This window comes from Nostoc parmelioides FACHB-3921 (assembly GCF_014696625.1).
Classification (GTDB): Bacteria; Cyanobacteriota; Cyanobacteriia; order Cyanobacteriales; family Nostocaceae; genus Trichormus; species Trichormus parmelioides.
In genome coordinates this window covers 61,481-78,339 of sequence record NZ_JACJQL010000018.1, presented here as the reverse complement: position 1 = coordinate 78,339, position 16,859 = coordinate 61,481, and the positions used below count along the sequence as shown (strand labels likewise).

The window sequence follows — 16,859 nt, the reverse complement described above, 5'->3', positions numbered from 1 at the left end:
TTTGACTGTTGACCGTTGACTGCTGACTGTTGACTAATGATTGTTGACTAATGACTATTCGCATTTATACTCAACTTGAACAGGGTGAGGCTTGGTTACGACGATATAGCGATCGCCTGCCTTTATTTACTTGTATTCTCGGTTTTACGGAAACTGGTCTAATTCCGGGGATTTCGGCGGCTGGTCGTACTCCAGAGGATCGAAAGTATACTGCTTGTGCTGATGCCGAGTTTTTATACTACGGTGCAGAACACCAGCCCCAATATCCTCTACCACCACTAACAGCAGGTGCATCCCCTGTCCTCATATCCCGCGCTGTGATAGAAGCACTCAAGATACCAATTTATTTATTTAATGCGGGTTTACCTCAGTCCCCTGCCATACCAGCAATTGATTTAGGTGGTTGTCCTGCTAAATGTTTGAGTACAGGCGCGGCGATGGAATTAACCACCGTAGAACATCTATTGAAGCAAGGTTTACTTTGGGGGGAACGCCTAGCGGCTGAAGTTCCAGAAGCATATGTAATTCTCAGCGAATGTGTTGTTGGTGGTACTACCACTGCGCTGGCAATTTTAACTGGTCTGGGCATAAATGCAGCAGGTAAAGTCAACAGCAGTCACCCAGTGTGTAACCATGAGCAGAAATGGCAAGTGGTACATCAAGGCTTGGAGGCGGGGAAAGAAGCAGGGGGGCAGGGGGGGCAGGGGGAGAAATTACTCCAAGATTTTCCCTTAATCCCCAATCCCCAGTCCCCAATCCCCAATCCTCAATCCCCAATCCCCATTACCCCTTATCCCCAGAGGGGGCCCCACCTTCCCCAATCCCCAATTGATCCCCTCAAACTAGTCGCCGCAGTTGGTGATCCCATGCAGATTGTGGTGGCGGGAATGGCGATCGCAGCTAGTCGCGGTTGTGGTGTAATGTTAGCTGGTGGTACGCAAATGTTAGCGGTTTATGCTCTAGCAAGTGCGATCGCTCAAACTTACAATTTATTTTGGCAACCCACAGCCGTGGTAGTAGGTACAACCCGTTGGGTAGCAGAAGACTCAACGGGCGGTACGGTAGAATTAGCCCTAAATATAGGTAAAAACAGTCAATATCTTCAGATGACAACTCCTTCACTTTTGGCTACCCAACTGAGTTTTTCTGACTCTCAATACCCCCAACTCCAAGCCTATGAGCAAGGATTCGTCAAAGAAGGTGTAGGTGCCGGCGCTGCCTGCATAGCCGCTAATCTCTACAAGAATTGGCAACAACATCAACTTTTACAAGCAATTGAAAACCAGATCCAGCGTCTTCTTGCCAGATAGGAAGCAGGGGAGCAGGGGGAGAAACTATTGACTATTGACTACTGACTATTGACCAAAAATAAAAATACCGGACTCAATCAAGTTACCGGTAAATCATTGATAGATTGACTTTTGATTAATTAGGTTAGTGAATTCTTTCTCTAAGTAGCTGTTCTTCTAAAGCTGCAATACGATTGTAAGCTGCTGTTAATTGTGCCGTTAGTCGTTGTATTTGAATTTCTGGTGATATGATTTTTTCCCCACTTTGACGGCTCATGTCTAGATAAACGCCGTCTATCAATACGTCCTTATGTTCTAGTTCCTGATTAAAACCAATCTGTCCTTTGAACTGGTAGTTACCAGCATCATTATTCTCCAGATAATTATCTTTTGCTTCGGTTCTGGCTAAAGAACATTCCGAAAAAGCTTGAGCAACTCTCACATCAAGCTGCTCAATAACCTGGTAGAGGGCATCCAGCTTATGACTCATAGCCAGGATTTGTTGTTGTAATGACTCCATTTAATACCCTCGTCCGCACATTTTCTCTATGTTATTCAATTTACTGACAATGTTAAATATACTTATGAATTATTTAATGTTTCAAACTTTCCTTTGAATAAGGAAACATATTTATTCACTTATCAAAATAATTAAATAATTTATAAATACTCTGCTCATTTTTTAATTAAGTAATGTTAAGAAGTGAGGGATTAAGAAAGGGAAAGCTTTACTGGGTAAACATTTAGAGCTTTATCAACTAACGGTCGTATGATGCCAGAACGTGATGGATCATCTGAATTTATATCTCTTTATGGAAATTTTTGAGCGAAATTGTATTAATAAATACTTTATGGTATAAGCATTAGAGTTGAGCCATGAGGAAACTATGACAATTGTTCATCTACTAGCTATTGAATTTTTAGAAAAAGCCTTAAAGAATGAAAAAGCTATACTAGCTGCTTGAGGCCTTTAAGCTTTACTATCTCTGTTTAATTTATATATATGTATATTCCTAAATCAATGGATAGACGGTTTTTTTTATTAAGCTTGGGTGGTCTGACTTTATCACAACTACTTGTAGGCTGTACTGGCAGTAACCAGACACAACTAAACGTTCAGTTATTAAAAGGTTCTATCCCTGGTCAAGTAGTTAATAAATTTCGCCAAAGTTTAAAACAACAGGCGCAGTTAAAGTTTGCACCAGTTGAACAACTAGAAGAGTTATATAAAAGATTAGTAAATTGGCAGCATAACCCAAAAGCTCACGATGAGCAAGGATGGACGCGCTTCATTCCATTTAGGCAATCTCAAACGTTTCCTTTAGCTGATTTGGTGACATTAGGAGATTATTGGTTAACAACAGCAATTGAGAGAAAACTAATTCAACCCATAGACACAGCGCCATTAAAACAATGGTCTGGCTTAGATGCAAGATGGCGAGAATTGGTAACGCGGAATGAGCAAGGTATTCCAGACCCACAGGGAAAAGTTTGGGCTGCGCCTTATCGCTGGGGTAGTACGGTAATTGTTTATGATCGTGAGAAATTTAAAAAATTGGGATGGAAGCCGGAAGATTGGAGTGATTTGTGGCGTGATGAACTGCGATCGCGTATTTCTTTACTAGACCAACCAAGAGAAGTGATAGGTTTAGTCTTAAAGAAACTAGGAAAATCATACAACACAGAAAACCTAGCAACAGTCCCAAATTTAGAAAAAGAACTGCAAACCTTCAACCAGCAGGTAAAATTATACAGTTCCAATACTTATTTAGAACCCCTGATTATTGGAGACACTTGGCTAGCAGTTGGTTGGTCAAGTGATGTAGTCCCAATTTTGGCGCGTTATCCCCAACTCAGTGTTGTGATTCCCCGTTCCGGAACCTCCATCTGGGCAGATTTATGGGTAAGCCCCAAAGAAATTACTAAGGATGCCCTATCATGGCAATGGATTGATTTTTGTTTACAACCGAATATTGCTAGGCAAATTGCTTTACTTACCAAAACCAACTCACCAGTTGTTACTAATATTGGCACTGCTGACATTCAGGAATCATTAGGTAGTTTATTACTAAATAGTCAAGAAGTATTCGCTAAAGGGGAATTTTTGCTTCCTTTACCACCAGAAGCTACAAAACAATACGAAGCTTTATTTGCCAAAATCAAAGGTTAATTTGTCATTAGTCAACAGTCAACAGTCATCAGTCAACAGTCAACAGTCATCAGTCATCAGTCAACTTCCCCCACTTCATATTCCCCGCTAAACCACAATTATCTGATAATGAACTGAAGAGTGCATACAAGAGATCGACAGAGGTTAACAATGCAAATTCACCAAGAACTATCCCTTCCTAGCATGGGTTGTGGAACTTGGGCGTGGGGAAACCAATTGCTTTGGGGATATAACGAAAGCATGGACGCGCAATTACAAGCTGTCTTTAACCTCTGTGTGAGTAATGGTGTCACCTTGTTTGATACAGGGGATTCTTACGGAACAGGACGATTAAACGGTCGCAGTGAGTTGCTGCTAGGGCAGTTTTCTAGGGAATATCGAGGTGTCAATCAAGAAAATATTTGTATTGCTACTAAATTGGCTGCTTACCCTTGGCGATGGACACGCCAATCGATGATAAATGCTTGTAAGTCCTCTGCTCAACGCCTGGGTAGAAATGTCGATTTGGTACAGATGCACTGGTCAACGGCAAATTACGCACCTTGGCAAGAAGCAGGGCTATTAGATGGTTTGGCGGATTTGTATGAGCAAGGTTTAGTGAAGGGTGTGGGACTATCTAATTACGGAACGAAAAGACTGCAACGTGTACATCAAAAGTTTGCGGAGCGAGGAGTACCAATTAAGACTCTGCAAGTCCAATATTCCTTATTATCTACCTACCCTGTAACTGAATTGGGGCTAAAGGATGTTTGCGATGAACTGGGGATTAAACTAATTGCATACAGCCCTTTGGCGTTAGGGATATTAACAGGGAAATATTCAGAGAAAGGCCCGTTCCCAAGAGGTGTCCGGGGTTTATTGTTTAGACAGTTGTTGCCGGGAGTGCGATCGCTCCTTCAATGTTTACAAGATGTGGCAGAATCTAGAAATAAAACCATGTCTCAAGTCGCGCTTAACTGGTGTATCGCTAAAGGGACTATTCCCATTCCTGGTGCAAAGTCTGTCAAACAAGCCCAGGAGAACATCGGTGCATTAGGTTGGCGATTAGACTCTGGAGAAATCACCGAGTTAGATAAAGCGGCTGCAAGTTCTGATAAAAAAATGGTACAAAATATTTTTCAGACAAAGTGAGATTTCAGCATCCAAGTCTGTTTTATGAATTTTAAATTGGGGAATATTATCTGTAGAAACTCCAGTAAGTAACTACAGAATTATGAATGCAGATGAGTACCTTCTAAAATTACCGAACATAGCCTTAAATAGCAGAGAAATATTACCGGAAAAGCCAGGAATATATTATGTCATAGATGAAAAATATGTTATTTGGTACATAGGACAAGCAAAAAATTTGCGTAATCGTTGGGTAGGAGATAGTCATCACAGAATCCATCAGTTAAAAAAGCAAAAAAAGAGGCAGTTTACCGTCTATTATGAGCTAGTCAACGAATCAATGCTTGATCTTGTAGAGAAACGACGTATCGAGCAGTATAATCCCCAATTGAATGGAACGAAAGTTAATAGTAAGAAGACACACCCAACCGAGACACTTTTACGAAAAACCTTAATGACTATTGCACCATACAGTTTTATATTAGGTGTAGAACCTCCTCGAAACGAGGATATAAATTTAAATGAATATTCTAAAATATATGGTGATAATTGGAGAGTTAACAAATCAGTAATACCTCTCCAAGTAATACATATTTGTATAAATTTAACAGAAATAGAAGAACTGACACAAAATTGGTCATCAGCAGTCCGCTTTCTAAAAAATGTTTTTAGGAAGTGTATTAACTCTTCAGATAATTGGAGTAATCAAGGTGGAAAAAGATATTATCGTCTTCGTAAGTTTGTTTTGAGACGATTGTTAGTAAATGGAATTGCTATAGAAGTCTATGGAGTTGATCCCGAAGTCGTTTCATCTATTCATGACTATACAACGGCTCGATTAGCAGGGGTGGAGATTAAGACTGTTACTGATGTATCTCTGGAGCAAATAAGAAACAAGTGTTTGCTAAATCATATTGCAGGGTTGTATTTAAAGGATGATAAATATACCTCTTCATATGCAGATATTTGTAGTAGCTATATAAAAAGGTTAACTCCCTATAAAGAAGATTTGGTGAAAATATTTTTTAATGAAAGTATAGATATAAGCAAACTATTAACGCCAACTTCAGGGGTTAAAACAAATGAAACAAGCGATACAGGTTTATCGGTCAGGTTAGATAATCTTACTCTTAAGAAAGAGTATTTAAAGAAGTTATTGATAGAGCGTGGTATTGACTTAAATAAATATGAAGTTAAAAATTATTTAGAAAATCTACCAAAGGATAATAATTATTGTGAGAGTAATCGCCTCAAAAAAATGATTGTCTATGTTAAGAATTTCATCTACACTGATCTACGAGAACCTGGTTACTCATCTAGTATGATAAACGGGCAAAAAGGCATTATTTACCAAACACGTAATGTATCTAATAATATTTATGAAGAAGTTTACATGGCGGTTACTGTTGATAGAGCGTTTTGGTTATTATTTGAAAGTTATCTATCTGATTTTGTCAAAGTCACACTTAACGAAAATGAAGGTTACATAGATAAATATTATATATCTCCTAGAAAAACCCTTAAGCCTGCAATAATATCCGTGACTATAAACGGTAAGTGGAAAGCTGATCTTCCAATTAGTCCTAAAAATAATATGTCATATCTAGAAGTTGTGGAAGTTATTAAAACCCGTTTAGAAAATAGTGGTATACCTAATTTAAAGTTTGCATTTAAACTAATGTAATGTAAATTTCTTGGATATCTGTTGCATTGCAGTTAAGTAGCCATTTGACAAACGCTAATAGGCACTCAGATGTAAGATAGCGGCAGATGTTATCGTATGCCAAAGGTCTTTGATTGTAAGTTATAAATAATATTTAGTACAAGATTACTATAAAAAAGGCGATCGCCTTCCTCCAGATATTCCCCGCAAATTCCTAGTTTGTTGCTCCCACAATTTGCTAAACTCCAATTCTTGGGGTTCAAATCAAAATAGTTTGAACGTGGCGAAGTTAGGGGGTTGCGGAGTGGTGCATGATGAAAATCTAGAACAAATTAATCCCAGAGATTGGTCATGGTCTTTCTGGTTCACTTTGCCACTATATCCATACGGTAAGCGGCGGACTCTCCGGCATGAGGTAATTAAAGATACAATCTGGACTTTTGACCAGATGCAAGGGATCTTTTACGTTGTTGTCCCTATTCGAATGACTGTAGTCAAATTAGATGAGGGAGGGCTGTTAGTATATGCACCTGTTGCGCCTACTCCTGAATGTATCCGGCTAGTCAAGGAATTAGTAGCAGAATACGGTGATGTGAAGTATATCATTCTGCCAACTATTTCGGGACTAGAACATAAGGTATTTGTCGGCCCCTTCGCTAGATATTTTCCCCAAGCACAGGTATTTGTAGCGCCGAATCAGTGGAGTTTTCCCCTTAATCTTCCCCTCAGTTGGCTGGGTTTACCAAATAAGCGCACTCATGTACTCCCGGAAGATAGTAGCCAAGCTCCCTTTGCGGATGAGTTTGACTATGCAATATTAGACACAATTAACCTTGGCTTTGGCAAATTTGCAGAGGTGGTATTTTTACACAAGCGATCGCATACTTTACTTGTAACAGATTCAGTTGTTTCTGTACCCGCAGATCCGCCAGCGATCATCCAATTAGACCCCTATCCCTTACTATTCCACGCCAAAGATCAAGCCTCGGATATTGTTGTAGACAATCAAGCCAACCGCCGCAAAGGGTGGGAACGCATCAGCTTATTTGCTTTGTATTTCCGCCCCAGTGCGGTAGATATCCCCAAATGGAATAAAGTATGGAGCGCAGCATTAAAAGCGCCAGAACGCTCATATAGAGCTTATTTTGGCTTGTTTCCTTTCAAATGGCAAAATGATTGGAGGCGATCGTTTGAGGCTTTGCGAGGGGATGGACGTTTATTTGTCGCGCCAGTTCTACAAAAGTTAATTCTCAACCGCGCCCCCAAGGAAACTATTAACTGGGCTAATAAAGTAGCAAATTGGGATTTTCAGTGGATTATTCCCTGTCATTTTGATGCACCCATTAAAGCAGCACCCCATCAATTCCGCCAAGCCTTCTCCTTCTTAGAAAAACAGCTTGCTGTCAGCGCAGGTGTGTTCAATAGTGCTAGCTATCCCTTACCAGAAAAAGATTTCCAAGTTTTGCAAGAAATTGATAGCGGATTATCCAAAAGCAGAATTGTTCCACCAGCCAAAGAGCAGGTGTAACTCATACATCAACTACAATATCTCATTAATTCATAGCCAATTAACTAGACTAACACTCTGCGTTCCTTCGCGTTTACTTAGCCTTCCTCTGCGTTTAAAAAATTCACACATTGACACAAAGCAAATCTAAACTCAATAAATATTAAGCATTTAAGCCAATGACTTCTAAATTGTCTTATTTTGTACGTTATAAAGTATAGTTAAATATCCCAATCTATAAGAATAAACCTATGCAATACGAAGTCAAAATCATCGAACCGACAGATTTGTGGTATTTACAAAATAACATTAATAAAGACACCAACAAATACTATCATCCCACCAAAAATATTCCTTTTGTTCAGCAAGTTGAAATAAAAATTGAAAACTCCGGAGTTGTCATTCAAAAAGGTGCTTTACATAGATGTCTAGGTAAATTAACTCATGGTGTTTACAAAACGGATAACCGTTTAAAAGATGTTTGGGTAGCTTTAATGACAGAGATAGATTATAACGCTCCTGTTTATAAAGGTAGTGGTAACGTCTATCTTGAACCTAGAGCCAAAGGTCAATTTTTACATTACACAGATATTGAAATATCAGAGCAAGAACAATGGGAATTTGATGATGGCATTTTCCAATTTTGTTCTGATAATGTAATTTTAGGAACCAAAAAGCTGAAATTTCGCCAGATGTCTGGTTCGGCTGATGGTAGATGGAGAATTGCCATTAAAGCCTTAGCTGGACAAACAGCTAGAGTTGTGACAGGTACAAATACCCCTGCTAAGATTATTGAAATTCACAGGGGTGAAATCGTCATTGCTGACTATGACTTAGTGAAAGGATTTACCAATGGAATTCAAGAAGATTACCGGAAATTAGGACACTTTGGTAAAGGTGGTGGAGAAGGTTTTGTTTGGATGTATGAAGGTCAAGGTAAGTTATTAATATCGGAAACCGATGGTATGGGATTGGGTTAAATTATTTGATGATTTGATAGTTTCTTAGTTCTAATTTCTTTTTTTACTATTTCTTGAAATCTCTTCACGCCAGTATTGAAAATACTGGTATCGTCTGTTATTATTTCCAAAAATATAGTAAAAAATATTACACAATGGATAATCAAGATTCCCTCATCGATGAGCCAGTAATCATTGTAGAATTCGCTCCCACTGCTGGGATGAGGTCAGTTAGCGTGACACCAGCAGATATCGCCAAAGAATCGGCGAAAGCATTGGATAAAGCCATGCTAACTATCCGACAAATGGCACAAAAGACAATGGCAACAATCGATACATTATCTAACAAGCCATCGGAAGTGGAATTAGAATTTGGCATCAAGTTAAATACTGAAGCGGGTGCAATTATTGCCAAAACTTCGGGAGAAGCCAGCCTCAAGGTGAAGTTACTCTGGGAGCGCAAAGATTCCAATAATGAGCCAGATTCAAAATCTGCGTAACTTTACCGTGCAGATTCGCGGTGTCAATAATGTGATTGTTGGCACTGGTTTTGTAGTTTCCCCTACAGGAAAAATCGTCACCTGTTGTCATGTGGTTCGGGATGCAGGGGGGCAAGTTGCTGAGGGTGTAGAAATTAATGTCTACTTCCCCAAAGCAATAAAGTCAGAACAGAAAGCACATACAGCTACAGTTACAGCTTGTTTTTTAGACCATGATGATGATGTGGTTGTGCTGCAACTGGACACGGCTACACTCCCAGATGGCATAGAACCCGCAATTCTAGGGATGGCTGAAGGTTCAGCAGGTAACAAATTCCGGAGTTTTGGCTACCGCCGACTACAAAATTACCAAGGACTACCAGCTCATGGGGAAATAGTAGACTTTGCTGAATCACCAGAGACGCGGATTTTGCACAGCGACCCTGTAATGTTGAATAGCCAGCATATCGACAGTGGTATGAGTGGTTCCGCCGTTCTGGATATCGAACGTAACTTAGTAGTGGGTGTGATTGCGGAAACTTGGGACTCTGGGGAAAGTGAAAAAGACCGGGACACAAGTTTTGCTGTTGATTGTCGAGTCCTCGCTTTTGACCCCATGTGTTTACCATTAGCAGATGCACCATCTACACCCCAGCCTACAATTAACTCAAACCCTACAGGAGAGCAACCAGTGTCTCAACCAGGGATAATCTCGAACCTGAATAATGCACCAGCACCTTTAGAAGAATGGGTGGGTAGAGCAGATTTTCTCAAAACATTAAATCAGGATTGGGCTGACCCTAATTGCTCAATTGTGGGACTTATTGGTTTTGGTGGCGAGGGTAAAAGTTCCCTCACCCGTCGCTGGCTGGAAGATTTGCTACACGACTCATCTTTACCTCAACCTACTGGAGTGTTTTGGTGGGGTTTTTATGAAAAAAATAATGTGCTTGAGTTTTTGGAAGCTGCATTAGAATTTTTAGTTCCAGGAATTGATCCTTATAAAGTGACTTGGGCAGAAAAAGTCAACTTTATTCATGGAATGCTCAAAAGTGGGCGTTATCTTCTTATCTTAGATGGGTTGGAAGTACTGCAACAGGAAGAGGGCGATGATTACGGCGAATTAACTAATTTAGAACTACGGGATTTTTTACGGGAATTTGCGGCGGGAAAGCATGAGTCATTTTGTTTGATTAACAGCCGTGCGCCACTGGTAGACCTGATTGACTTCACCACTTACACCCATCGGGATGTAGAACGCTTGAGCCAAGAAGAGGGGCGCACTTTACTACGAAAAGTTGGTGTCAAAGGTGCTGATAATGAACTGAATAAAATTGTGGCAGATTGGGACGGCTATGCTTTGGTTCTCAGTTTGCTGGGAGCTTATTTAGTGGATGTGCATGATGGCAATGTAAAATACATCCGTGAAATTAAGCCACCTACAGCAAGCGAACCTCGTTATGAGAGAGTACAGCGAGTACTGCGCCGCTACGATGAGCATCTAACACAAGCTGAAAAAGAGTTTTTAACAATATTTAGTGCGTTCCGGCTAGCTGTTCCACCATCACTTTTTACCTCAGTTTTTCAAGGCGTACTCCCCGGACAACTACCAGGCTACAGACCTCCGACAATTTCCGCCCTAGATGTTTTATTCCTGAAATTGCAAAGCTTCTATCGGTGGTTAATTGACCGTTTCTTTCCTAACCAACGCAGGGAAGCAGTTAGACTCAAAAGACAGTTGAATGCACCATTAGCTGACTTACGAGGTCGTACCTTTAATGGGATGATCCTAAGATTGCTAAATTATCGCATCTTGCGCTTTTACCCAGAGGCAAATTACTACACGATGCACCCGCTTATTAGCGCCCACTACTCTCAGCGACTACAAAAGAATTTGGGTGTACAAAGGAAGGAAATTCATCAACGCATTGCAGATTATTACCTCAAAGTTGCTGGGCCGATACCGGAAAAACCCAGTATAGAAAGTTTGGTGTTCCCAATTGAGGCAGTACATCACCTCTGTTGTGCTGGTAGTTATGATAGAGGATTTGATGTTTTTTGGGAGCGGGTTTTACAGGGGACAAGTCTTGTACTGACTCATGAACTAGATGCCTGGGATGTCAGCCTAGCCTTGATGGTAGAATTCTTTCCTAATGGCGATACCTCCCAAGAGCCACAAGTCAGTACTCTTGCGGAAAAATATTGGATATTAAACAATGTTGGGCTTAGTTTAATGAGTGTGGGTCGTTTGGCTGAAGCCTTACCGTTCTACGAGCGTGTTATTAGTATGTATCCAAGTACAAAAGACTGGCTCAATATGAGCATCTTACACCACAACCTAGCATCGCTATATGCCTTTCTCGGTAAGCTTGAAGCTAGTGCTGATGCTGCTAGAAAAGCATTCAATCTTGCTTGTCTTGCTAGAAGTGAGACCAGTCAGCTCGGTTCATTGAGGCGGCAAGGATGGACTGCACACTTGCAGGGTGATAATGAGATGGCCAGTGTATTTTTTCAACAGGCAGAAGCATTGCAAAGAGAAATTGACCCCTCCAGCAAACTGTATCTAAGCTTCTTGCTGGGCATCCACCAAGCTGATTATCTACTGCGAGTAGGAAGTAAAGACTATGCGCGCCAAGTAGCAGAGGCGAACTTAGAAATTTATCAACGCAAGAACTGGCCTGCTACAGTAAGTAATTATTATCGTGTGCTAGGCGATCTAGATGCAGACGCTAGACAAAACGAAGATGCCCGCGAACATTATAGTGAAGCTCTCAAAATTGCCCGTAGCATATCTGAGCGATCTATCCTGATTGAAGCACTACTAGCACGGGGGCGATGGGCGGCGCGACGGGGTGATGTTGCGGCGGCGCGTGGTGATTTAGAAGAAGCGTTGAATTATGCCTGTACTGGTGGTTATCGCATTTACGAAGCAGATATCCGCGTTGCTTTGGGGTGGATGCACCTGGCAAACCACAATTACTCAGCAGCGACAGTAGAGGCAGAAAAGGCGCGCTTAATGAGTGATGAAATGGGCTATTATTGGGGTCGCGTTGATGCTGATGAAGTTTTGCAAGCTTTAAAACAGAATTTCTAATCTCTAGAATGTGGCTGTGCTAAATCGTGTGGTTGTTGTGGGATTTTGGCATTGCTGCGAGGTGGAATTGTCGCTTTTGCCCCTTCGTTGTCTTAATAATACAGTTGTCTTCGACGCTAACATTAAAGAGTTAAAGACTCTATGCTAATAAAAGCTGTTCTGGCAAGTATTGTTTCCCCACATTGGAAATTATTTTGACACATCCGATTTTAAATGGCTGCAAATACATTCGATAGTAAAAGCAACTCCTTCACAGCTTTTGGTTATTTCGATATAGGAGGTCAAGAATGGCTAAGATGGCACTGGTGATCGGGGTCAGCGATTATGAACCTGGTTTGACCCCCCTGCCTGGATCTGCCAGAGACGTAGAGGCAATGCAGCGAGTATTACAGCAGCCCGATGTGGGTGGGTTTAATGAAGTAAAAATGTTATTAAATCCTACACCACAGGAGATGCAGGAAGCGATTGAAACCTTGTTTTCGGGTCGCAAGAAAGACGATTTAGTACTGCTGTTTTTCTCTGGTCATGGTGTTAAAGACGACAATGGTAAGCTGCATCTAGCTACTCGTATTACTCGCAAAACCCCACAGGGAGAACTGATTCGAGCAACAGCAGTTCCAGCCAGTTTTGTACAAGACATCATGAGCAATAGCCGCTCTAAGCGACAAGTTGTCATTCTAGATTGTTGCTTTAGTGGAGCATTTGCTGAAGGTTGGTTAGCTAAGGATGACGGTTCTGTAGATGTTAAAAGCCAACTGGGAGGAGAAGGAAGGGCTGTCCTTACGTCTTCGACTTCCACCCAGTATTCCTTCGAGCAGGAGGGATCCGACCTTTCGATTTATACTCGTTATCTAGTTGAGGGAATTGTGACTGGAGCGGCAGATATTGATAGTGATGGCGTAGTTTCAATTGATGAGTTGCATGAGTATGCCAAAGGGAAAGTTCAAGAAGCTGCGCCAGCAATGAAACCAGAAATTTATGCCGTTAAAGAAGGCTACAAAATCCGTCTTTTTCAAGCACCCATCGAAGATCCAAAGCTAAGGTATCGCAAAGAAGTTGAGCATTTTGCCATTCGTGGCATGATTTCTGTCGTAGGGCGTAATACCTTAGATGCCCTACGCGATGGGCTGGGACTGCTACCTGAAGTTGCTGCGGCAATTGAAGATGAGGTGCTGAAGCCTTACCGAGAGTACCAGAAAAGATTGCAGCGCTATGAGCAAGTTTTAGTTGAGGCGATTGGGCGTGAGTCTTCTCTCAGCAGTCAGACTCAAAACGAGTTAAAACATTTACAACGAGTTTTACAACTCAGAGATGAAGATATTGCCCTAATTGAAGCTCAAATTACTTCTCAGAAAAAAGCAATTCAACCTTTAAGTGAACCAAAGGAACTGATTCAGGCTGAAACTTCCTTCCGCAGTGAAGATGTGACACTTATCAACCCGTCAAACACAGTTTTAGCTCCCAGCCAAGCTGAAATTACTACGCCACCTAGAATCAGGACTCCAAGAATTCAGCCTATTTCTGCTACGTTTTTGAGCAACCGTAAACTGCTGATTGGGGCAAGCATTGCTATTTCTTTAGCTTTCGTAACTTATTTGGGGGTAACATTATCTCGCGATCAACCAATTGAATCACCTGCGTCAATTGGCAGTCCGAGTTCATCTTCCTCAAGCGTTAGTTCATTGGAATTATATAATCAGGCGTTCAACAAACAAAACCAAGGGGATAAGCAGGGAGCGATCGCCGATTATACTCAAGCAATTCAAATTAACCAAGACTGGGGGGCAGACAATCCTGATACTAACTACTATGGTATTGCCTCTACTTACTTAAATAGAGGTTTAGTTCACTATTTGTTGGGCGAGTTTCGACCTGCTTTTGAAAATTTCCAGCAGGCAATTAGTCTTAAGTCTGACCTAGCTATTGCCTACTACTACCGGGGACTTGCTCGCTATTTCTCAGATGCTGATCACAAAGGAGCCGTCAGGGATTTAATGCAGGGAATTGCTATCAACAAAAACTGGGGATATACCAATCCTGCGGCTAACTATTTTGGTAGAGCCTCTGCCCACTTCAGCTTGGGAGATATCAACTCTGAACTAGGCAATATACCGGAAGCTATTAAAAATTATCAGGAAGCAGTCCCTCTGTTTCAGAAGAGGGGAGAGATATTAAATGCTCAAAAAGCACAGGACAGAATTAAAGAACTCCAAAGGCGCAGTCAGTAATACCAATTCAAAATTCAAAATTCAAAATTAAGCATCAATGCCCATTCATTAAATTTTTCTGCCAGTTTATCAAAATTCAATCCCATAACTACACGTCGAATTGTTGAAGATGAGAGAACCCCATGTTTTTGAATGCCAAATTTCACGCATTTATACCCGTCTATGCCGTTTAACAAAATCTCCCCAACCACGATATCCCACATCCCCATTCATCGTTCCCATTATGACAAACAGCAATATCAGCCACATCGGATGTCTTCGTCCATCAGTCGTTCTAAAATCTTCCACTTGCTTTAATTGTTCAATCAGAGACGCACCCATTATTTTCCCCCTTCTACCCTTGCAATTTTACCTGTTTTAGGGAATGAGACAGTCCTGCTTTTTTAAGGGGATCGCCGCAGGCGGGGGGATCTTAACCGAACCGTATTGAATGTTGGGTTTCGTTCCTCTACCGTGTTGGGTTACGCAAAGCCTCCACCCAACCTACAATTTTTTGCTTCAACTCTGTTAACTGTTAACTGTCAACCGTCAACTGCTATAAATATAAAATTTAACGGAAGATTCAATTATTCAGAACGGGTGTACGCTACCAAATGGGAACGCGCCATCAGAGGAAATAACAAATGGGATATGTAATTGCTACAGCAAACATGAAAGGCGGTGTCGGGAAAACCACCCTCACCGTTAACTTAGCCACCTGTTTGGCGAAAAATTATGGTAAACGGGTGCTGGTGCTGGATTTAGATACGCAAATCAGCGCCACACTCAGCTTGATGTCACCTTTAGATTTTGCCAAGCGCCGCAAACAAAGACTAACTTTCAGATATCTCATCGATGATGTGATTAATCCAGATCCCAACGGCAAGCTGACAATCAACGATATTGTTCAAACTAATGTTTGTAATCTCCCCGGTCTAAATTTATTGCCAGGAGATATCGACTTATATGATGAGTTTGTCGTGTCAGAAATGCTGCACAGACAAACAGTTGCTTTAGGTGAACAAGACTTTGAAAATGTTTGGAATCGCTTCGAAAGAGTCTTGATTAATAACATCTTAAAACCAGTGCGCGACGAATATGATTTTATTCTTTTAGATTGCGCCCCCGGTTATAATTTAATGACCCGTAGCGCCCTAGCTGCCAGTGATTTTTATCTGTTACCCGCCAAGCCAGAACCCTTATCTGTGGTGGGGATTCAACTTTTAGAAAGACGCATTGGCCAGTTAAAAGAAAGTCATGAACAAGAAGCGAAGATAAATATTAAAATGCTGGGAATTGTCTTTAGTATGTGCAACACTAATCTACTGACTGGTAGATATTACAAACAAGTTATGCACCGAGTTGTCGAAGATTTTGGTGTAGAACAAATTTGTAAGGCACAAATTCCAGTCGATATTAATGTTGCGAAAGCGGTGGATAGTTTTATGCCGGCTGTGTTGAACGCACCCCAGTCAGCCGGGTCTAAGGCATTTTTGCAGTTAACTCAGGAGTTGTTGCAGAAGTTGTAATATTATGTCTGCTTAAACACTGATCATATCTTGGGAGTTGGTAATAGGTGATAGGTAATAGGTAATGGTAAAAAATTATCTATTACCGACCCTAGCAACAAATCATTGGGTGAAGAAGACGCGATGAATCGCGTCTCTACAAATGCTTTATTTGTCGTACTGTTTTTTCAGATTGGTATTATATTATTAATCACTTACCAAATTTGACTTAAATCTAAAACAAATCCTGGTAATATATCTTCGCCGCTTAATGTCGAAGGATTATCTAATTCTTTTACAGCTTGATCGGGACGATAAATAAATACTTTACGTTGTTTCCTATCTATTAACCAACCTAATTCTGTACCATTATCTATATATTCTTCCATCTTTTCTTGTAATGTTTTCAAACTATCAGTCTCTGAACGCAATTCCACTACAAATTCAGGACAAATAGGCGCAAACCTCTTTCTTTGTTCTACAGGTATCGCTTCCCATCTGGCTTTTTTAATCCAGGCTGCATCAGGAGAACGTACTGCACCGTTAGGTAAGGTAAAACCACCGCTAGAACCAAAACCTACACCTGTACCATTTTGCTTTGTCCATATCCATAATTGACCAGTTAAATTAAAATTGCGCTCATCTGTTTCTGCGCCTGTGGGTGGCATAATCAATAATTCTCCAAGGTGATTACGTTCAATGCGAAAATCACGGTTTACTTGACAGAAATCAAACAATTGCTCGTCACTAACGATTATGTTTGGTTGCATTTTCAGCACCATTCCTAAGATGTCTGTGGCTACAGGTGATTGCGTGTTCATAATCCCTTCTGAATTTTGGCGTAGAGACGTTGAATAAAACGTCTCTACATTC

At 40.9% G+C, this 16,859-nt stretch carries 13 protein-coding genes; 10 read left to right on the top strand and 3 right to left on the bottom strand.

The genetic code is table 11. The features are described from left to right. Positions 1-50 precede the first annotated feature (50 nt). Positions 51-1,310, top strand: coding sequence for a nicotinate-nucleotide--dimethylbenzimidazole phosphoribosyltransferase (locus tag H6G14_RS14405; protein WP_190568057.1), 1,260 nt, complete (start codon positions 51-53; stop codon positions 1,308-1,310). 124 nt (positions 1,311-1,434) lie between these two features. On the opposite strand, the gene H6G14_RS14400 is transcribed toward H6G14_RS14405, so the two are convergent. After that, complete coding sequence (locus H6G14_RS14400) at positions 1,435-1,809, bottom strand: hypothetical protein (protein ID WP_190568056.1); 375 nt, start codon at positions 1,807-1,809, stop codon at positions 1,435-1,437. Positions 1,810-2,310: 501 nt separating this feature from the next. On the opposite strand from H6G14_RS14400, the gene H6G14_RS14395 reads away from it, so the two are divergent. The 8 genes from H6G14_RS14395 to H6G14_RS14360 all read left to right on the top strand — a co-directional run bounded on the left by H6G14_RS14395 (position 2,311) and on the right by H6G14_RS14360 (position 14,499). After that, complete coding sequence (locus H6G14_RS14395) at positions 2,311-3,459, top strand: extracellular solute-binding protein (protein WP_242053431.1); 1,149 nt, start codon at positions 2,311-2,313, stop codon at positions 3,457-3,459. Between the two features lie 150 nt (positions 3,460-3,609). Then, on the top strand, positions 3,610-4,590 hold the full coding sequence (locus H6G14_RS14390; protein WP_190568054.1) for an aldo/keto reductase: 981 nt from the start codon (positions 3,610-3,612) through the stop codon (positions 4,588-4,590). An 82-nt stretch (positions 4,591-4,672) separates the two neighbouring features. Continuing rightward, entirely contained in the window at positions 4,673-6,253 is a 1,581-nt protein-coding gene (locus H6G14_RS14385; RefSeq protein WP_190568053.1) for a GIY-YIG nuclease family protein, read from the top strand. Between the two features lie 259 nt (positions 6,254-6,512). Beyond that, positions 6,513-7,760 (top strand): DUF4336 domain-containing protein, encoded by a 1,248-nt coding sequence (locus H6G14_RS14380; protein WP_190568052.1) that lies wholly within the window; start codon positions 6,513-6,515, stop codon positions 7,758-7,760. Positions 7,761-7,990: 230 nt separating this feature from the next. Beyond that, entirely contained in the window at positions 7,991-8,719 is a 729-nt protein-coding gene (locus H6G14_RS14375; RefSeq protein WP_190568051.1) for an AIM24 family protein, read from the top strand. Positions 8,720-8,853: 134 nt separating this feature from the next. Then, complete coding sequence (locus H6G14_RS14370; RefSeq protein WP_190568050.1) at positions 8,854-9,198, top strand: CU044_2847 family protein; 345 nt, start codon at positions 8,854-8,856, stop codon at positions 9,196-9,198. Next, positions 9,173-12,271, top strand: coding sequence for a tetratricopeptide repeat-containing S1 family peptidase (locus tag H6G14_RS14365; RefSeq protein ID WP_199326163.1), 3,099 nt, complete (start codon positions 9,173-9,175; stop codon positions 12,269-12,271). The genes H6G14_RS14370 and H6G14_RS14365 overlap by 26 nt, the downstream gene beginning before the upstream one ends. 287 nt (positions 12,272-12,558) lie before the next feature. Beyond that, on the top strand, positions 12,559-14,499 hold the full coding sequence (locus H6G14_RS14360; RefSeq protein ID WP_190568049.1) for a caspase, EACC1-associated type: 1,941 nt from the start codon (positions 12,559-12,561) through the stop codon (positions 14,497-14,499). Positions 14,500-14,649: 150 nt separating this feature from the next. Here H6G14_RS14360 and H6G14_RS14355 read toward each other — a convergent pair whose 3' ends face one another. After that, the gene (locus H6G14_RS14355; protein ID WP_190568048.1) at positions 14,650-14,820 is read right to left on the bottom strand and encodes a transposase family protein; all 171 of its coding nucleotides are present in this window, start codon (positions 14,818-14,820) and stop codon (positions 14,650-14,652) included. A 302-nt stretch (positions 14,821-15,122) separates the two neighbouring features. On the opposite strand from H6G14_RS14355, the gene H6G14_RS14350 reads away from it, so the two are divergent. Further along, positions 15,123-16,007 carry a ParA family protein gene (locus H6G14_RS14350; protein ID WP_190568047.1) on the top strand — a complete coding sequence of 295 codons (885 nt, stop codon included), beginning with the start codon at positions 15,123-15,125 and terminating at the stop codon, positions 16,005-16,007. Between the two features lie 194 nt (positions 16,008-16,201). On the opposite strand, the gene H6G14_RS14345 is transcribed toward H6G14_RS14350, so the two are convergent. Continuing rightward, entirely contained in the window at positions 16,202-16,807 is a 606-nt protein-coding gene (locus H6G14_RS14345) for a Uma2 family endonuclease (RefSeq protein WP_190568046.1), read from the bottom strand. Positions 16,808-16,859 lie beyond the last annotated feature (52 nt).